The 17,462-nt window shown below is 65.8% G+C and carries 17 protein-coding genes and 1 tRNA gene; 7 read left to right on the forward strand and 11 right to left on the reverse strand.

Annotated features, from left to right (window positions below; translation table 11 throughout):
* Positions 1-103: 103 nt before the first annotated feature.
* The 4 genes from ettA to ACFWPK_RS21150 form a co-directional block, all read right to left on the reverse strand.
* Positions 104-1,780, reverse strand: a complete 1,677-nt coding sequence (ettA, locus tag ACFWPK_RS21135; RefSeq protein ID WP_378918257.1) for an energy-dependent translational throttle protein EttA — start codon at positions 1,778-1,780, stop codon at positions 104-106.
* A gap of 69 nt (positions 1,781-1,849) precedes the next feature.
* Positions 1,850-2,416: a single-stranded DNA-binding protein gene (locus ACFWPK_RS21140; protein WP_378918259.1), complete on the reverse strand. Its 567-nt coding sequence runs from the start codon at positions 2,414-2,416 to the stop codon at positions 1,850-1,852.
* Positions 2,417-2,543: 127 nt separating this feature from the next.
* A complete protein-coding gene (locus ACFWPK_RS21145; RefSeq protein ID WP_378918261.1) occupies positions 2,544-3,521 on the reverse strand; it encodes a serine/threonine dehydratase in 978 nt (325 codons plus the stop codon).
* Entirely contained in the window at positions 3,518-5,566 is a 2,049-nt protein-coding gene (locus ACFWPK_RS21150; RefSeq protein WP_378918263.1) for a cytochrome c oxidase assembly protein, read from the reverse strand. The genes ACFWPK_RS21145 and ACFWPK_RS21150 overlap by 4 nt, the downstream gene beginning before the upstream one ends.
* Before the next feature lie 137 nt (positions 5,567-5,703).
* Between ACFWPK_RS21150 and ACFWPK_RS21155 the strand changes: the two genes are divergently transcribed.
* A tRNA-Arg gene (locus ACFWPK_RS21155) sits at positions 5,704-5,777 on the forward strand.
* Between the two features lie 415 nt (positions 5,778-6,192).
* Here the strand turns inward: ACFWPK_RS21155 and ACFWPK_RS21160 are convergent.
* On the reverse strand, positions 6,193-6,627 hold the full coding sequence (locus ACFWPK_RS21160) for an HD domain-containing protein (RefSeq protein ID WP_378918265.1): 435 nt from the start codon (positions 6,625-6,627) through the stop codon (positions 6,193-6,195).
* Between the two features lie 251 nt (positions 6,628-6,878).
* Here ACFWPK_RS21160 and ACFWPK_RS21165 point away from each other — a divergent pair, with 251 nt between their 5' ends.
* Positions 6,879-8,162, forward strand: a complete 1,284-nt coding sequence (locus ACFWPK_RS21165) for a pentapeptide repeat-containing protein (protein WP_378918267.1) — start codon at positions 6,879-6,881, stop codon at positions 8,160-8,162.
* Between the two features lie 311 nt (positions 8,163-8,473).
* Here ACFWPK_RS21165 and ACFWPK_RS21170 read toward each other — a convergent pair whose 3' ends face one another.
* Together ACFWPK_RS21170 and ACFWPK_RS21175 are read right to left on the reverse strand one after the other, a co-directional pair.
* Complete coding sequence (locus tag ACFWPK_RS21170) at positions 8,474-9,337, reverse strand: antibiotic biosynthesis monooxygenase (protein WP_378918269.1); 864 nt, start codon at positions 9,335-9,337, stop codon at positions 8,474-8,476.
* A 109-nt stretch (positions 9,338-9,446) separates the two neighbouring features.
* The gene (locus ACFWPK_RS21175) at positions 9,447-10,013 is read right to left on the reverse strand and encodes a nucleoside deaminase (protein ID WP_378918271.1); all 567 of its coding nucleotides are present in this window, start codon (positions 10,011-10,013) and stop codon (positions 9,447-9,449) included.
* A gap of 170 nt (positions 10,014-10,183) precedes the next feature.
* Between ACFWPK_RS21175 and ACFWPK_RS21180 the strand changes: the two genes are divergently transcribed.
* The 4 genes from ACFWPK_RS21180 to ACFWPK_RS21195 all read left to right on the forward strand — a co-directional run bounded on the left by ACFWPK_RS21180 (position 10,184) and on the right by ACFWPK_RS21195 (position 13,669).
* Positions 10,184-10,708: an OmpA family protein gene (locus ACFWPK_RS21180; RefSeq protein ID WP_378918273.1), complete on the forward strand. Its 525-nt coding sequence runs from the start codon at positions 10,184-10,186 to the stop codon at positions 10,706-10,708.
* 350 nt (positions 10,709-11,058) lie between these two features.
* Positions 11,059-11,847 carry an ABC transporter permease gene (locus tag ACFWPK_RS21185; protein ID WP_378918275.1) on the forward strand — a complete coding sequence of 263 codons (789 nt, stop codon included), beginning with the start codon at positions 11,059-11,061 and terminating at the stop codon, positions 11,845-11,847.
* Positions 11,840-12,673, forward strand: a complete 834-nt coding sequence (locus ACFWPK_RS21190; RefSeq protein WP_378918276.1) for an ABC transporter permease — start codon at positions 11,840-11,842, stop codon at positions 12,671-12,673. Before ACFWPK_RS21185 ends, ACFWPK_RS21190 begins: the two co-directional genes overlap by 8 nt.
* On the forward strand, positions 12,674-13,669 hold the full coding sequence (locus ACFWPK_RS21195; RefSeq protein ID WP_378918278.1) for an ATP-binding cassette domain-containing protein: 996 nt from the start codon (positions 12,674-12,676) through the stop codon (positions 13,667-13,669).
* Positions 13,670-13,671: 2 nt separating this feature from the next.
* Here ACFWPK_RS21195 and ACFWPK_RS21200 read toward each other — a convergent pair whose 3' ends face one another.
* Entirely contained in the window at positions 13,672-13,992 is a 321-nt protein-coding gene (locus ACFWPK_RS21200; protein WP_378918280.1) for a hypothetical protein, read from the reverse strand.
* 333 nt (positions 13,993-14,325) lie between these two features.
* Between ACFWPK_RS21200 and ACFWPK_RS21205 the strand changes: the two genes are divergently transcribed.
* Entirely contained in the window at positions 14,326-14,856 is a 531-nt protein-coding gene (locus tag ACFWPK_RS21205; protein WP_378918282.1) for a DUF4254 domain-containing protein, read from the forward strand.
* Positions 14,857-14,860: 4 nt separating this feature from the next.
* Here the strand turns inward: ACFWPK_RS21205 and ACFWPK_RS21210 are convergent, their stop codons facing one another.
* From ACFWPK_RS21210 to ACFWPK_RS21220, 3 genes are read right to left on the reverse strand one after another with little or no spacing between them, the layout of a single operon-like run.
* A complete protein-coding gene (locus ACFWPK_RS21210) occupies positions 14,861-15,178 on the reverse strand; it encodes a hypothetical protein (RefSeq protein WP_378918283.1) in 318 nt (105 codons plus the stop codon).
* On the reverse strand, positions 15,178-16,326 hold the full coding sequence (locus ACFWPK_RS21215) for a fatty acid desaturase family protein (protein ID WP_378918284.1): 1,149 nt from the start codon (positions 16,324-16,326) through the stop codon (positions 15,178-15,180). The genes ACFWPK_RS21210 and ACFWPK_RS21215 overlap by 1 nt, the downstream gene beginning before the upstream one ends.
* Before the next feature lie 34 nt (positions 16,327-16,360).
* Positions 16,361-17,452 carry a ferredoxin reductase gene (locus ACFWPK_RS21220; protein WP_378918286.1) on the reverse strand — a complete coding sequence of 364 codons (1,092 nt, stop codon included), beginning with the start codon at positions 17,450-17,452 and terminating at the stop codon, positions 16,361-16,363.
* Positions 17,453-17,462: the final 10 nt, after the last annotated feature.

Here is a 17,462-nt window from a genome sequence, read left to right on the forward strand (position 1 = left end):
GCTGGGTGAACGCCAGGGGGGCACCGATCGACCCAATGCCGACGGCCCGGCAGAGCGACCGTTCACAGATCGTTCCACCGGGCCGTCGTGCGGGCCGCGCGTATCAGTCGCGCGTCAGCTTGCGGTGTGTAACACGGTGCGGGCGAGCGGCTTCGGCGCCGAGACGCTCGATCTTGTTCGCCTCGTACGCTTCGAAGTTGCCCTCGAACCAGTACCACCTGGCGTCGTTGTCGTTGTCGCCCTCCCACGCCAGGATGTGGGTGCAGGTGCGATCGAGGAACCACCGGTCGTGGGAGATCACGACGGCGCAGCCAGGGAACTGGTCGAGCGCGTTCTCGAGCGAACCGAGGGTTTCGACATCGAGGTCGTTGGTCGGTTCGTCGAGCAGGATCAGGTTGCCGCCCTCCTTGAGGGTCAACGCCAAGTTCAGGCGGTTGCGCTCACCACCGGAGAGCACACCGGCCGGCTTCTGCTGATCCGGTCCCTTGAAGCCGAACGCGCTGACGTAGGCGCGCGAGGGCATCTCCTGGTTGCCGACCTGGATGAAGTCCAGGCCTTCGGAGACGACCTGCCAGACGTTCTTCTTCGGGTCGATGCCTCCGCGGTTCTGGTCGACATAGCTCAGCTTGACCGTCTCGCCGACCTTCACCTCACCGCTGTCGGGCGATTCGAGACCGACGATGGTCTTGAACAGCGTGGTCTTACCGACACCGTTGGGGCCGATGACGCCGACGATGCCGTTGCGCGGCAGCGTGAACGACAGATCCTTGATGAGCTGACGATCGCCGAAGCCCTTGTCCAGGTGCGACACGTTGACCACGATGTCGCCCAGTCGCGGACCCGCGGGGATCTGAATCTCCTCGAAGTCCAACTTACGGTGCTGCTCGGCCTCGGCCGCCATCTCCTCGTAGCGACCCAGTCGAGCCTTGTTCTTGGCCTGGCGGGCCTTGGCGCCGGACCGCACCCAGGCCAGTTCGTCCTTGAGGCGCTTCTGCAGCTTCTGGTCCTTCTTGCCCTGGACCTCGAGTCGCTGCGCCTTCTTCTCCAGGTAGGTGGAGTAGTTGCCCTCGTAACCGATGGCGCGGCCACGGTCGAGCTCGAGGATCCACTCGGCGACATTGTCGAGGAAGTACCGGTCGTGGGTGACGGCCAGCACGGCGCCCGGGTAGTCGGCGAGGTGCTTCTCGAGCCAGAGCACGCTCTCGGCGTCGAGGTGGTTGGTCGGTTCGTCGAGCAGCAGCAGGTCGGGCTTGCTCAGCAGCAGCTTGCACAGCGCGACGCGGCGACGCTCACCACCGGAGAGGTTGGTGACCGGCTCGTCCGGCGGCGGGCAGCGCAGCGCGTCCATGGCCTGCTCGAGCTGGGAGTCGACATCCCAGGCATCGGCGTGGTCGAGGAACTCCTGCAGCTTGCCCATTTCGTCCATGAGCTCATCGGAGTAGTCGGTGGCCATCAGTTCAGCGATCTCGTTGAACCGATCCAGCTTGACCTTGACCTCGCCGAGGCCCTCCTCCACGTTGCCGCGGACGGTCTTTTCCTCGTTCAGGTCCGGTTCCTGCATGAGGATGCCGACCGTGGCGCCCGCGCCGAGGAACGCCTCACCGTTGTTCGGCCGGTCCAGTCCCGCCATGATCTTCAGCACGCTGGATTTACCCGCGCCGTTGGGACCCACCACACCGATCTTGGCGCCGGGAAGGAAGTTCAAGTACACGTCGTCGAGGATGACTTTGTCGCCGTGCGCTTTGCGAACCTTGATCATCTGATAAATGAACTCAGCCATACGCGGAAGCCTATCGGTGGGAGAAACGGGGACGGGATGCGGAAGGGTCGAGTGCCGCGGAAACGACCCTCATGCGTCGACCTGCTCGGCACCGTTGGTGCTCGACACCACGTCCGGCGATCGCGCGGCGAGAGGATCCGCCACGGTCGTACAGGCTACGGCAACAGCTTCGGTCGATGCATACCCGGTGGCAGCGTCGTCGGCCTCCGGTAGCGCAGCGCCGCGGGCGTCGGAAATATTCCGCACCGCCGCATGCGGCAGCGACCGCATGCCCTCGGACCGGCGAACAACGCTCGCGTGGCATCGCGCCAGATCCGGCCCGACCGCGACCGCGCGCATCTCCAGATCCCGCCGCTCGGTGCCGTCCTTGCCGCGGTACTCGTGCGAGCGCAGTTGTCCGTAGGCGATAACCGGATCGCCACGGTGCAACGATCGATCCACGCCCGCGACCAGCCTGCGCCAGCAACTGATCGTGAGATACAACGTGCCGTTGTCGGTCCACTCCCCCGTCTTGGCGTCGAATCGGCGCGAATTACTCGCCATCCGGAACGTCAGCATCTGCTCGCCGTTGCTGAGATCGCGCCGTACCGGATGGGTGATGACGGTCCCGACCACCGCCGCGTGTGCCTCGTACATCGTGCTCGCCCCCCGCTCGAATCCACCGTTGTTGCTCTGACCACCCAAGAATGACGTGGCGAACGGAGGCGTGGGAGGCGCCGGGTGAATCTGTGGATGAATCGGGCGGTTGTGGATATCTGCCGTGTCAGAGCACGGGAAGCTCGGTGTTCGCGCCGCACAGGACCACAATCGGGCGTACGCCGGGCTCGGGCTTGTACACGCCGCTCTGCACGGCGGCCAGCGCGGCGGCACCTTCGAGTTCGACCACCACGCGGAACTCACGCCAGAGGTATTCGCGGGCTGCCGCGACCGCGTCGTCGGCGACCGCCAGCGCGGGCATCTGGTGCCGCTGGGCGATATCGAAGGCGATATCGCCCACCCGGGTCGCACACAGCAGCTCGGTGGCACGCGACGGCGCGTCGATGTCGACCGGCATGCCCGCCGCGAGCGCCGCCGAGAGCACCGGGATGTGCTCGGATTCGATACCGACGATCTCCCTGCGCTTGCCCAGCGCCGCACCGAGGCCCGCGATCAGCCCACCACCACCGACCGCGGCGAGCACGGGTGGCCTGCCACGCACCTGTTCTTCCAGCTCGAGCCCGATGACACCCGCGCCCGCCACCACGGCAGGCATGTCGTAGACGTGCAGATGGTCGGCCCCGCGCTCGGCGGCCAGGGTGGCGGCCCGGCGTTGCGCCTCGGCGTAACTCGTTCCGTGCCACAGCACTTCGGCACCGTGCGCCCACATCGCGGCCACCTTGGTGTGCGGCGCTGATTCCGGCACGACGATCGTGCATTCCTTGCCCAGCTGGGCGGCGGCCAACGCGACCGCGATGCCCGCGTTGCCCGCCGAGGCGACAACCACATGGTCGGCACCGCTGTCGGTGGTCAACAGGGCATTGAGGGCACCACGCACCGTGAACGTGCCGCCGTGCTGCAGGAATTCCATTTTCAGTGATACCGGCACCGGCCCGTCCGGCCCGTCCACACTCGTGTGGAACACCGGTGTCTTGCGCACCCGCCCGGCCAGCCGTCGCCGCGCCGCCCGCACATCGGTGCGCAGCACCCGCTCCGGTCCGGCTCGCTCGGTCGAATCGCTCGACGGCACACCGAATCCGCTCACCGGCGTACCTCGCCGTCACGGCGCGCCAGTTCGGCGTACATCGCGTTGTAGGCGGTCAGGTCGGCATCGTTGTCGCGCTCGGCGGCCCGGTCGGTGCGTTTGGCCAGCTTGGTGTCGCTGCGCGACCACTGGATCAGCAGGGCGAGCATCACCACTACCAGCGGAACCTCACCACTGGCCCACGCGAAACTGCCGCCGTTGCGCTGATCGGCGAGCAGGTCGATGCGCCAGCCGAGGTCGAGGGTGCGATAGAACCAGTCACCGAGCACGGTCGTCATGCTCATCAGCGCGATGCCGAAGAACGCGTGGAACGGCAGCGTGCCGAACACCATCGCGAGCTTGGTCAGCGGCGCCACCTCGCGCGGCTTGGGATCGATACCGATCACCACCCAGTAGAACAGGTAGCCGCTGAGCAGGAAGTGCGTGTTCATCATCAGGTGGGCGGCGTGCGAATCGACATAGGTGTCGAAGATGCCGCCCAGATACAGCGCGTAGAACCCGGCGACGAAGATCAGCGACGCCACCACGGGCTGGGTGAGGAACCGCGAGACCGGGTTGTGCACGGCCGCCAGAATCCACTCGCGCGGGCCCGGCACACCGCCGCGCCCAGCCGGCGGGAGCGCGCGCAATGCCAAGGTCACCGCACCACCGAGGGCGAGCAGGATCGGTCCCAGCATCGACAACGCCATGTGTGCGCCCATGTGCACGCTGAACATCGCCGGTGCGTAGCGCCCGACCCCCGACGACGTGGCAAGCAACAGCACCAGGCAGCCACTGCACCAGGCGATGGTGCGCCCGATCGGCCAGGCATCGCCACGCTTGCGCAGCCGGTGGACACCGAGCAGGTAGAGCGCGGCGAGCACGATCGCCAGAGTTCCGAAGATCAGGTCGAAGCGCCAGTCGAACAGCAGGCGGCTCACCGTGGGCGGCCCGGCAAGGTTGTAGCCCAGTTCCACTTCGACCGGCGTCGGCACCGCGGTCGGCGGCGGTGGCGGCGTGCGGCCGAGGCCGACGGCCAGCCCGATGGTCGCCGCGAAGATCAGCATCTCCACGCCGGCGAAACGGATGAGCGCACCGCGGTCGCGCGGGTCGGCGGCCAGCGCGGGCAGCGAGGCCCGTCGCTGCAGGTAGCCGATGGCGCCGAGCACCAGCAGCGCGGCCGCTTTCGCGAGCACGAGCCTGCCGTAGGTGGTGGTGAAGAGGTCCGACACGGGCACCCGCACCCAGGCGTTGACCACGCCGCTGAGGCCGATCACCACGATCGAGATGGTCGCGGCCACCGAGAACCGCCGGGCGGCGATGTCGGTGTTCGCGCCGCCGCGCATCGCGTGCGCCAGCACCGCGACCAGCCCGCCCACCCAGACCGAGGCCGACACCATGTGCAGGATCAGCGAGTTCGTCGCCACGTCATGGGAGCCGCCGGAGGACGAATGCCCGGTCAGCGCCAGCGGCATCATCGTCACCAACGCGCCGACCAGCAGGACCGGCGTCCAGCCCCAGCGCAGCGCGCACCGGCAGCCGATCGCCACGATCAGCGCGAACAACACCGTTGTCCGCCAGGCGCCCGCCACCTCGACCTGCGTGATCACCGGCCACAACACCTCGGGTCGCCAAATGGCGCTCACAGGCTGACCGGTCGTATCCGACACCGTCAACGGCACCAACAGCGCCGCGCTCGCCGCCCACACCAGCGCGGCGTCCGAGGCACGCCGCACCGCCCGGTACCCACCGACATCGAGCAGACCGCCGTCACGCGGGGGCAGCAGAAACGCCGCGAACAACAGGGACCCGACGGTCACCGCCGCGGCCAGATCGGCCACCGCACGCAGCGCCGGCAATCCATATGTTGTCAACGCCCCCGGATCGGGTATACCGAGCAAACTGAGCGCGTGCGCCGCCGACAACCCGACCACAATGGCCGCGACTACGGCGGCGATACACCCGGCCACGACGCTGAGCACACCGAACGACGCCGCCGGACCCGTTTCCGCCGGTGGTCCGCCGTCGACGGCGGGTCCACCGGAGGGGTCCTGCGATAACGACATGACAACGAGGGTAGTTCGACGTGCCCGGCCGCGACCCGATGGGGCGCCACACCCGAGCCCCCGCTCGACGATCCGGTCGGTCGCTATACTTTTCGAGCTGGACAGCGTGGCCGACTTCGGCCAAGGTGGATGCGACTGCCTCCGTAGCTCAGTTGGATAGAGCAAGGGCCTTCTAATCCCTAGGTCGCAGGTTCGATTCCTGCCGGGGGCGCAAAACGCCTCTGACCTGCAAATATAGTAGGTCAGAGGCGCCCACTCCATCGAGCACAATGCTCCACCAGCTAGGGATTATTGCGCTCAGAATGGGCAGATGACCCAGGATTTCGACGACCTCGAGGAGCTGGTGGAGGACTTCGTCGGCGAGCTCCGACAGACGAACAAGTCCAAGGGCACAATCGACACCTACTGCCGCAACGTCGGGTACTTCCGTGCCTACCTTGCCGCAGAGGGCAGACCCACGAACGTGGACTCGCTGACGAAGGATGCGATCGGCGCGTATATCGGGCACACGCTGGTCCGCCCGAATCAGCGCACCGGCAAGCCCGTGACACCGGAGTACGCGGGCAGGCAGTACCGGAGCTTGCAGCAGTTCTGCAAATACCTGTTCCGCGAGGAACTGATCGAAGTCAATCCGTTCGACCGGATGGATCCACCGACCATCCCAGAGAAGCAAGTTCCGGTGCCACCCATCGACGCCATGCGGCGCCTCCTTGCCGCATGCGACGGGCCGGAGTTCGAGGACCGCCGCGATACCCGCGGCGGCGGGCTTCAACGCACGCGCACGAATGATTGGCGACAAGGGCGCACAGCCTGTGCGGCGCACCCTCAGCGTGCAGGAACTCGGCACCATCGACCGAGTGGAATCCCGTCGTCACCAGCTCAGCGCTGTACCCGATGTCATGCAGCCAGGCCGCGGCGACGAGCAGCTCCGGATCGTCGACCGCGTCGGCGACCGTAGCCGCACGCCGCGCCACGCCCTCTACGTGTTGAAGTCGGCGCGGGAGGTCACGCAAGCACGTCCGGGCGACTTCCTCAGCCCAGACGACGAGGTCGTCCGTCATGCTCTCCACGGTATCGACCGGGCAAGCCCCCAGTGTTTTCGCACTCAGAACCCAGAAAGGCGTGGTCGACGGTTCCTGAATCTCCCGGCTTTCCTGCGGACCGCCTGACCGCCGATACCGCCCGGGATAGGAACGGAACCGGCTGCCAGGCCTACGACTTCCGAGGCTCGAGAGCTGAGCTTACCGAGACTTTCCGGCCACTTGGACCCCGCATACCGGCACTTCGGGCGCATCTCGGCCACAATCGAGCAATGTCTGGAAGGTTGCGCAGGAAGACAACCGCGGCGCAGGCGCGGATCGGAAAGAGCAACAAGGCCATCAGGCGCCGCACGAAGCGGTTCGGGTTGCTACCGGCGGTCGTTTCCGCACTCGGGGCCGGGGTCCTCGTCGCGTTTTTGGCTTACCAGGTCGTACATGGGGTCGCCCAGCCCGACGACCAGGCTAAGGCCGCGCCGATCGATATCGCCAAGGTCGCGCTGGCGATCGTCGCCGGAGTCGGCGGTGTGGTGGCGTTGGTGATCGCCTATCGGCGCCAGCGTGATGCCGAGCAGGGTCGGTTCGTTGAGCGGTTCGGCGCCGCTGCCGCCCAGCTCGGCGCGACCGATGTCGCAGTCCGAATTGCCGGGGTATACGCCATGGCTCGCGCCGCCGACGAAGCCGACGGCCTGCACCGTCAGCAGTGCATCGATGTGCTCTGCGGATATCTGCGCCTGCCCTACGACGCCGTACACGGCACCAGCGGACGAACCAAGTTCGTGGTCAAAGAGCCCCGGATCGAGCATGGGCGGGTTCGCGGAGAGACCGAAGAACACGTCGAGTATCGGCAGAACGACAGCGAGGTCCGCAAGACCATCGTGCGCGTGATTGCCGATCGCCTGCGACCGGAGGCCGAATACAGTTGGTCGGCAAGCGACTTCGACTTCCGCACCGCCCACCTCGAAGACGTCGACCTCAGGCATGCCACATTCGCTGGTGACGCTAGGTTCGACGAGGCGAGGTTCACCGGCGGCGCCTGGTTCGACAAGGCACGGTTCACCGGCGACGCCTGGTTCGACAAGGCGACTTTCACCGGCGACGCCTGGTTCAACGAGGCGACGTTCACCGGCGACGCCTGGTTCAACGAGGCGACGTTCGTCGGCGGCGCCTGGTTCACCGAGGCGACATTCACCGGCGACGCCGGGTTCACCGAGGTGAGGTTCACCGGCGGCGCCTGGTTCAACGAGGCGAGGTTCACCGGCGACGCTTGGTTCAACACGGCGACGTTCACCGGCGGCGCCTGGTTCACCGAGGCGACATTCACCGGCGACGCCGGGTTCAACACGGCGACGTTCACCGGCGACGCCGGGTTCAACGAGGTGATGTTCGCGGGTAAGTCCAGTTTCGTGGCTGCTGACTTCGGCTCGGGGCGCATCGCGTTCATCGAGCCGCGGCAGTGGGGTCCGCCGCCGCCGGAATTCGATTGGGGCGAGGATGGCCGCAGGAAGCCGAGCAATGTCGAACCACAGATCTGGCCGCCCGTCACGGCGGCACCATGACCTCGCCAGGCGGTATGCAACCGCGCCGGTGTCGACCGGGTGTGAGCCGCTCTGGGGCGGTTCGAGTGTGCTTCGCCACTCCGAACTCGCCATTCACCAGCTAGGGATTTTATGATTTCGCTCGCCCGCGACCTGCATAGGGCCAGCTCAGCACAATGTTCGCTGGTCAGGAACTTCTAATCCCTAGGTCGCAGGTTCGATTCCTGCCGGGGCGCACAGCGGCCCTGACCTGTACGAATGTTAGGTCAGGGCCGCCACGGGTTCCGAGCACAAGGCTCGACCAGCCAGGAACTTTCGCATCCGCTCCGACGTCACGGAAGCGTCCAGAACACTCTCGTCACCAGGTAGAAGAACACCGCGGCGACCGTCAGAAAGCCCACCGAGCAGGCGAGTCCGACCATGTCGGTGCGGGGATCGCGGTGTGGGCGCGGTCGCATCCAGAATCCCAGGGCGCGGGTGACGACCGGCATCACCACCCAGGTCAGCAGGCTGACCGACAGGATGTTCCCGACCAGCAAACTGATCCACAGCTGCGCGCCCGGCCAGATCTCGGCGATGGCCACGGTGAGGATCACGACCGTCGGATACAGCCCTACCAGGACCGACAGTGCCGTCTTCCACGACGCGGGACCACCTTCCACGCCGGTTTCGCTCGGCGGAAACCACGACCCGTAGGGGTTGGCGATTCGGTGAACCTCGAAGTCCCTGAAGTCCGGCGCTTCCGCGAGCAGCGCCTTGCGCTGGGGCGATTCGAGCCACCGGTCGAGATGCTCGGCCGAGGCGAAGGAATAGATGATCGTCCAGTCGTTCTGCACACCGGGAATCGGCCGATGCAGCCCGGATCCGCGAAAGCCCCGAAATGTCCGCTCGGCCTCGGTCATGCGGTCCTGCCAGGCGATGAATTCCGTCTCACGTTCGGCCGCGACGGGGTGCGAAACGACGACGGTCACTACCTCGTCGTCCTGCTCGTCGACCAGCACATGCTGCGTCGCCGGCCGCTCGAAGAGCCCGTTTCCTCTCGCGAGGAGTTCGTCTCGGGTATCGCTGGCGAGCCAGCGCTTCAGGTCGACGATGTCATCGAACCGATACACGACCGACCAGTCGGATCGAGCGTCACCCGGTGGTGTCACGTCGGCGCCGAGGAATCCCGGGAATGTCGCCGCGGCGTCGTTCACCTCCGTCTGCCACCGCCGAAACTCGACCTCCCGACCGGCTAGAGGCTGTTGGGTGACGACCACCGTCGCCGGGGCGGGCCTCGGCGGCACAGCTTTCGAGGCCGACATGTCAGTACGGGTGCTTATCGGGTTTTTCGGCCCAGGTCTTGTACGCTTCGGCGCCCAGATCCCTGCGGAACTGTTCGATTTTCACGGACCGCTCGGGCAGCGGCCTCGTGAAGTCCTCGTATTGATACGCGTCGTCGAAGCCGATTTCGCTGGTGTCGGCCAGATCGCTCGCGAAATGCACGGCGTCGAGACGCGCCCAATAGATTGCGCTCATACACATGGGACACGGTGCGCCGCTGATGAATATCTCCATCCCCATCAACATTTTCGCGCGCTCCGGGACCTTGTCGGCGGATCCCGCCGGTCGCGGGACCAATTCGAGCGTCGCCTCGTTCTGGTGCTCTTTGGAAATGCTCGGGGCCTCACCGTTGAGGACCTGGGTCGCCTTGCGGATGGACTCTATCTCGGCGTGCGCGGTAGCGTCACCAGTGAGTAGCACTCGATTCTGCCCTCGTGCGACGATCACTCCGTCCTTCGCGATGACCGCGCCGAACGGTCCACCCCAATCGTTGTCCACAGACTCTTTCGCCAGCCTGCATGCCTCTTCCATGAGTTGATCCGGTGTCATCGGAAATGCACCTCGCAGTGTGGGTCGGATGTATTGAATCTACTCCGGCCCGACCGCTGCGGAATAGCGTCGGAGTGGCCACGACATTCGGATGACTCACCCTTTTCGGGTGAGTCGCGCCCGCTGCCGGTATGTGAATCTGAGCATCATTCACAGACCAGGAGAATCCGATGAAACTCAGAACCAGCATCTGTGGGATCGCATCGATCGCGGTGGTTGTGCTGATGACCGCGGCGTGTGGCTCCGACGATGACGCATCCGCCCCGGCAGTCACTTCGACCACCCAGACCGACGCCGTACGCAGCAGTGTCGCCGCGACGGCCTCCTCGGTGGTGAGCACCATGCGCGACACCGCGCAGCAAGCGGTTCAGGACGCGATCAACACGGTCCTGGCCGCCGCGCCGATCACCTTCGACGCGGGTAGTTCCGACCTCGGCGCGGGCGCCGTCGCGACCCTCAAAGCGGTAGCGGTCCCGTTGCAGGGCAACGACACGAAGATCCAGATCACGACCTACGCCGAGGATTCGAATGTCGTCACGGCCAAATCGCTGGCCGAGGCACGCGGTGACAACATCGTGGCCGCGCTGGAGGGCGACGGCATCGACAAGTCGCGGATCACGGTGAAGTCCGACGCGAATCCCTCCGACCAGGCGGTCGATGCCGACGAGGCCACGATCACGGTGGTCGACGAATAGCGGGTTGCCCGCACCGTCGCACATATCGCTGTGACCTGCGCCGATGCAGGTCACAGCGGTGCGATGCCGGGATGGGGGACGGAGCCGGGTAATCTTTCGCCCCATGTGGATCATCCTTGCCATCTCCGTGGTCAGCTCGGTCGCCATCGCGATCTTGTTCGCGACGGGCTTCCCCAAGGACTGAGCATGTCCCGATAGCCCTGCGCGTGGCGAGCACCAGCGATCCGACCCGTTCTCGTCCTGATTCGTGGCGATCGGCCTAGAGTTGACTGATTGTGCGGGGCAATGTGGCGGGGGATGGAGGGCTTGCTTTCGCGGTGCGGCGTCGTCGCAAGCCTGGGGCTGTCCGGGTGTATTGGACGCTGGCGCGGGCGGGATTCAAGCGGCAGGCGCAATACAAGCTGGCGATGTTCGCCGGGCTGTTCACCAACTGTGTGTTCGGGTTCGTTCGTGCGGCCGTGATGGTCGCGGCGGTGCGTTCCGCCGGTGATTTCGGCGGGTACGACGAGGGAACCATCGGCGCCTATGTGTGGTTGTCGCAGGCCCTGCTGGGCGCCACCCAGTTCATGGGACCGCAGATCGACCTCGTCGACCGGATCAAATCCGGTGATGTGGCGATCGATTTCCTGCGCCCGATCGACGTGCAACTCGGCTACCTGGCCACCGATATGGGTCGCGCCGCCTGCACGATCCTGCCGCGCGGAGTACCGAGCATAGCCATCGGCGCCGCCACGTTCGGCTTGTCGATGCCGAGCTCACCGGTGTCCTATCTACTCGGTCTGATCAGTGTGCTGCTCGCGGTGGCGTTGTCGTTTCTGTGCCTGTTCGCGGTGGCGCTGATCGGGTTCTGGGTGGTCGAGATCCGTGGTATCCGGGTGCTGTACCAGATCGTCGGAACGTTTCTCGCAGGCCTTTTCGTCCCGGTACACATGTTCCCCGACTGGCTGCGTGTCGTCGCCATGTCTACGCCGTTTCCCTCCATCCTGCAGGCCCCGATCGATACGCTGTCAGGGCGGGCCGCTGGGTCGGACGCCCTGATCATCGTTGCGGTACAAGGCTTCTGGGTGCTGGTGATCGGACTGCTCGGCAGGGTGTTGCTGCGAGCGGGACAACGCAGGCTGGAGGTACAGGGTGGCTGAACCGGATTCCGCGCGCATCCTGGCCGGGACCTGGTTCACTCCCTATCTCGCAGTATTGCGTTCGCGTGTGAAAGCCCAGCAGGTGTACCGCCTTTCGTTCGCCACCGAGGTGTTCAGCGCCTTCCTGATCGGCCTGGTCGAGTTCGGCGAGGTGTGGGTGATCTTCCACAATGTCGGCACACTCGGCGGTCTCGATGTCGACGCGGCACTGCTGCTGTTCGGGTTGTCCAACACCTCGTTCGCGCTGTCCCAGGTCGCGGTCGGACATCTGGATTCGCTGCCGTCGATGATCCGCATGGGCACCCTCGACGCCTATCACCTTCGCCCACAGCCGTTGCTGTTGCAGCTGGTGACCAGTGACATCTCGTTACGAAGACTCGCGCGGGCCGCGGTCGCGGTGATCGTGCTCGGGATCGGGCTGTGGCGCAACGATATCGACTGGGGCATCGCCCCGGTTACCTTGATCGTGATCACCCTGATCAGTGGAATCGCGCTGTTCTGTGGCCTTTTCGTATGCGCGGCCGGACTACAGTTCTTCCTGATCGACGGTGCCGAGCTCACCAACAGCTTCACCTACGGCGGTTCGTTCGCCGCGATGCAGCCGGCCTCGGTGTTCCCGACACCGCTGAAACTGTTGTTCGGGTTCGCGATTCCCGTCGCGTTCACGGCGTACGTGCCGACCATCGCGCTACTCGGACTGCCGGGACCGGCGCTGCTGCCGGCGTGGTCGGCGTGGCTCACGCCACTCGCCGCGGCGTGGGTGTGGCTGCTCGCTTCGGCGGCATGGCGGATCGGTACGAGGCACTATCAGGGAGGAGGGGGATAGATGTTGGACGAGCACGAGAACCAGGAACCGATCATCGACATCGATGACCTCACCCGGCAATTCACCGTCTACCGCAAGAACGGCAGCCGCTGGCGCCGACATCGCGACACCATCACCGCAGTCGACCGGATGAGCTTCCGGATCGAACGCGGCTCCGCGGTCGGCTATATCGGTGCCAACGGCGCGGGCAAGTCGACGACCATCAAGATGCTCACCGGCATCCTCGTGCCGACCACCGGCACCGTGCGCACCTGCGGCCTGGAGCCGGTGCGCCAGCGAAAGGAACTCGCCTCGCGGATCGGCGTCGTGTTCGGGCAGCGTTCGCAACTGTGGTGGGATCTGCCGCTGCACGAATCGTTTTCGATCCTGGCGGCGATCCATCGCCTCGACCCCGACATCGCCGACAAGCGGACACACGAACTGGTGGAGCAGCTGGAAATGGCCGATACCCTCGACACCCCGGTACGCCAGCTCTCGCTCGGTCAGCGCATGCGCGCGGAAGTTGCGGCCGCACTGTTGCATTCGCCCGAGCTGGTGATCCTGGACGAGCCGACGATCGGCCTCGACGTGCTGTCGAAACAGCGATTACGTGAGTTCCTGCGCGCCGAACGCATCGAGCGCGGCACCACACTGCTGCTCACCACCCACGATATGGGCGATATCGAACGGCTCTGCGATCGGGTGCTCGTCGTCGATTACGGCAGGCTGGTGTACGACGGTTCACTGACCGGGCTCGGGGCAACCGTCGGCGCGCGCCGGGTACTCGTGGTCGACCTGGCCGCTCCCACACCGGATCTCGACGATCTGCCGTGCGGGGCGCAATTGCTGTCCAGCGAGGCGGGCGGCATGCGCCAGCGCCTGGCGTTCGACGCCGAGAAGACCACCGCGGCGGCTTTACTGGCGGCGGTGTCGGACCGGGCGCAGGTGCGCGATCTGTCCATCGAGGAACCCGATATCGAGGACGTGGTCCGCCGGATCTACGAGTCGACCCGCTGAACTCAGCTCGACCCGTCCGGAGCCCCCGCGTACATGCTCACCTCTCCGCCCTCCCCGAGGAAGGCGTTGACCAGCATGATCCGCTGCCCGCGCAGGTCCTCGTCGTCGGGAGCTCCGGTGGTGATCGATATCTGCGGGATGGATGCCCAGTTCACGACGTAGCGCTCGGGTGGGCCGTCGTCGTCGGACAGGCGCGCGAGCCGGAATACCGACACCGCTCGACGTTCCATGAGGCCGCGCACGACATCGGCGATGCGCTCTGGGGATTCCAGTGCGAACAGGAACCCGAAGGTCAGCTCTGGGGAGGACACGTAGGCGGGCACATATCGAGGTTAGTGCATTCGGCGCCGAAATGATTGCCAGAAATGTGCCACCGCGGTTACCGGGGAGTGCTCATGGGGAGACCCATCCGTAATGGTGGATAACAATTTCCGCCGACCGCCGGGTTTGTACACCATACTATTGCGCGCCACGGCCGGATCGCGCTTTCCTGAAAGGGTCCCGATTTTCCCCGGGCCGTCTTCTCCACCCGCAGCGTCGCGGACATTTGTCGACGTCCGGGCGGGGCTACGCCGGTGCCGGGGAGTGCACCCCCATACATCCTCCTCGGCTCTGGCGTATCCATGCACAAATGCGTTATCAGGGGGGCAACCACCATGCCGATCGATCACGGCCATCGCCTGGATGCCGCGCAACTGCCGACTCCCTCGGCACTGTTGCGGGCTTTTCTGGAAACCGACCACCCCGACCCGACGCGACACCGGGTTCTCGACGCCGCCAGCGGGCTCGCGAGCTGCCACGATCGCCGGCGCAGAGTCCTGGAGCAGGCACGCGACCCCGCCGCGTCGAGTAGCACGGGCGCGGCATGCGGGCGCCTGGTCGACGACATCGACAACGACCGCAACGCGCTGATCGCCCGCATCGACGACTGGGTCGCCGCCCATGTCGAACACCGCGACGGCGCCTCGCTGCACACCGAGACCCTCGGCGCGGTGATCGACCGGATGGCCGCGAAATGGATTGCCGCCCAGCAGGCCATGGCCGGACCGGCGCAAACGACGACGACACCACGGCAGCGGGAGGCTCGCACCCATCTGCAGTGGTGTCGTCTTGCCGAATTGACCGACGGCTACCGGGATCTGATCACCGATGTCACCGAACACCGCAGGCGGTTGCCGGTGTGGTGAACCCTCAGGCCTTGTCGCCCGGCTCGGCGAACAGGGGCGCCGCACCGAGATCGCCGTCGGCCGGAGCGTCGAGGTCGACCGTGTCGGTCTCGACGACCCGCTCCTTCGCGAACTCGGCCTCGGCCCGGTCCTGTGCCGCATCGCGACGAGCAGCAGCCGCGGCTTCTCTCATCTCGATCGCGTCGGTGACGAACTCACCGATCTCCCGGGCAACCTCGGCGACGGTTCCCGTGATCAGGGTGGCGATCTTGCCGACCCGCTGGGCACCGGATGACGTCAGTTCCTGGACCAGATCCTTATTGCTTTCGAATTTGCCGACCATTACACGCCCACTTCGGTTGCCTTCCGATTACGCATAACGATAACACCGGGCTGGGTCGCCCTCTTCACGAAACGATCGGGCACCGAGAGCAGGAAGATCTTGGCCCAGACCGACCCGATCTGCTTGGAGAAACGACCGGTGTTATAGGGCAGGCCGTACTTCTCGGCCAGCGCCTTCACCTCGGGTGCGATCTCCGGGTACCGATTTGCCGGGATATCGGGGAACAGGTGGTGTTCGATCTGGTGCGACAGGTTGCCCGACATGATGTGGAACAGCCGCGAGCCCTTGATGTTGGCCGAGCCGAGCATCTGACGCACGTACCACTCACCGCGGGTCTCGATCTCGGTCTCGTCCTTGGAGAACGTCTGTACACCCGACGGGAAGTGACCGCAGAAGATGATCGAGTAGGTCCACACATTGCGCACCAAGTTGGCCGCCGCATTGCCGGCCAGTGTGTGCAGGAACAGCGGACCGGTCAGCGCCGGGAACATCACGTAGTCCTTGAGGACCTGCTTGCCCGCCTTCTTACCCTGCCCCTTGAGCAGCGGCTTGATGTCGGACCACTTGCGCTTGCCCTTGACGATGTTGTCGAACTCGAGATCGTGGGCCATCACACCCCACTCGAACAGCATCATCAGCAGGAACGCGTACACCGGGTTGCCCAGGTAATACGGGTTCCACTTCTGCGCGGGGTCGATCCGCAGGATGCCGTAACCGATGTCGCGGTCCATGTCGACGATGTTGGTGTAGGTGTGGTGCATGTAGTTGTGCGAGTGCTTCCACTGGTCGGCCGGGCAGACCGTGTCCCAGTCGAATTCGCGGGAGTTGATGCCGCGCTCACGCATCCAGTCGTACTGGCCGTGCATGACGTTGTGGCCGATCTCCATGTTGTCGAGGATCTTCGACACACCGAGCGCGGCGACACCGGCCAGCCAGAACGGCGGCAGGAAGCCCAGGTACATCAGACCGCGGCCGGCGATCTCGAAGCCACGCTGGGTCTTGATGATGTTGTAGATGTAGTCGCGGTCGCGTTCGCCGAGGTCGTCGACGACGCGGGCACGGATCGCGTCGAGCGCGGCGCCGAGTTCTTCGACCTGCTCCGGGCTCAGGATGACCGGGCCGTCTTTGCCTTCGGTGAGGATCGTCATGGCTGTATCTCCCCTTGTGGTTGGTCGGTGTGATCTAGAGGGCGATGTCGACGTCGCCGACAGGAGCGTTGATGCAGATCTGGATCTGCTTGTCGGGATCGGCGTTGAGCTCACCGGTGCGGAGGTCGCGAGTGCAGCCGGAGAGCTTGGTCGCGGTGCAGGTGAAGCAGATCCCCATCCGGCAGCCGTGCAGCGGCGTGAGGCCCGCGGCTTCGGCTTGCTCGAGCAACGATGCTCCGGTGTTGTCGGCGGCGACGTCGCTGTCGGAGAAGGTGATGGTGCCGGTGGCCTCGGACGGATCGGTCGGGATCGTGGTGAGCGTGAATTCCTCACTGAGCACCCGATCTTCGAGGCCCTCGGCGGCGAAGATCGTCTGCACGGCCCGCATCAGCGGCGGCGGCCCGCAGACGAAGGTCTGCGCGTCGGCGAACCAGGGTGCGACCCGCTCGAGCTCGTCGTAGTCGAAGAATCCACTGCCGGTGGAGGTTTCACCGTCGATCACGGTGCCCGGCTCGACCGGGTACCGGTATTCGATGCGGAAGTTGGCGCGGCGCTGCGCGATCGAGGACAGTTCGGCCCGGTGCGGCACCATCTCGGGCTGACGGGCGTAGTGCAGGAAAGTGACCTGCCCGGTGTAACCCTCGGCGTCGAGGGTCCGCAGCATCGACAGTACCGGCGTGATGCCGCTGCCGCCGCTGACCAGCAGCACCTTGTCGGGCCGCTGCTCGGGTAGGTGGAACACACCGGAGGCGGGTGCCAGGTCGACGACCATGCCAGGCTTGGCATTGGCGTGCAGGTAGTTCGACACCAGCCCGCCCGGGTGGGCCTTGACGGTGAGCTGCAGGTAGCGCTCGCCTCGGCTCTCCGGGTCGATCGGCGAGTAGCAGCGGGTGTGGCGCACACCGTCGATCGAGACACCGATCTGCACGTACTGACCGGCGGCGTGGCCGCGCCACTGCCGCGAGGCGCGCAGGGTGAGCGTCACCGAGCCGGGCACCGCGTGCGAGACATGGGTGACCTCGGCGCGCAGCTCCCGAGCGGTGAGCCCGGGGCGGACGAGCTCCAGGTACCGGTCCAGCGGGTGCGGCGTTGTCAACGTCTGCACCAGATCGATCAGTCCCACCATGTCGTGTTGC

Origin of the sequence: Nocardia sp. NPDC058519 (assembly GCF_042719755.1) — a bacterium.
In the GTDB taxonomy this organism is placed as follows: Bacteria; Actinomycetota; Actinomycetes; order Mycobacteriales; family Mycobacteriaceae; genus Nocardia.

Excerpts from the sequence above, each read along its gene's own strand:
- ettA (WP_378918257.1), bottom strand. The coding sequence starts at position 1,780 with ATGGCTGAGTTCATTTATCAGATGATCAAGGTTCGCAAAGCGCACGGC.
- ACFWPK_RS21140 (WP_378918259.1), bottom strand. The coding sequence starts at position 2,416 with ATGTACGAGGCACACGCGGCGGTGGTCGGGACCGTCATCACCCATCCG.
- ACFWPK_RS21150 (WP_378918263.1), bottom strand. The coding sequence starts at position 5,566 with ATGTCGTTATCGCAGGACCCCTCCGGTGGACCCGCCGTCGACGGCGGA.
- ACFWPK_RS21160 (WP_378918265.1), bottom strand. The coding sequence starts at position 6,627 with ATGACGGACGACCTCGTCGTCTGGGCTGAGGAAGTCGCCCGGACGTGC.
- ACFWPK_RS21165 (WP_378918267.1), top strand. The coding sequence starts at position 6,879 with ATGTCTGGAAGGTTGCGCAGGAAGACAACCGCGGCGCAGGCGCGGATC.
- ACFWPK_RS21175 (WP_378918271.1), bottom strand. The coding sequence starts at position 10,013 with ATGACACCGGATCAACTCATGGAAGAGGCATGCAGGCTGGCGAAAGAG.
- ACFWPK_RS21180 (WP_378918273.1), top strand. The coding sequence starts at position 10,184 with ATGAAACTCAGAACCAGCATCTGTGGGATCGCATCGATCGCGGTGGTT.
- ACFWPK_RS21195 (WP_378918278.1), top strand. The coding sequence starts at position 12,674 with ATGTTGGACGAGCACGAGAACCAGGAACCGATCATCGACATCGATGAC.
- ACFWPK_RS21205 (WP_378918282.1), top strand. The coding sequence starts at position 14,326 with ATGCCGATCGATCACGGCCATCGCCTGGATGCCGCGCAACTGCCGACT.
- ACFWPK_RS21210 (WP_378918283.1), bottom strand. The coding sequence starts at position 15,178 with ATGGTCGGCAAATTCGAAAGCAATAAGGATCTGGTCCAGGAACTGACG.
- ACFWPK_RS21215 (WP_378918284.1), bottom strand. The coding sequence starts at position 16,326 with ATGACGATCCTCACCGAAGGCAAAGACGGCCCGGTCATCCTGAGCCCG.
- ACFWPK_RS21220 (WP_378918286.1), bottom strand. The coding sequence starts at position 17,452 with ATGGTGGGACTGATCGATCTGGTGCAGACGTTGACAACGCCGCACCCG.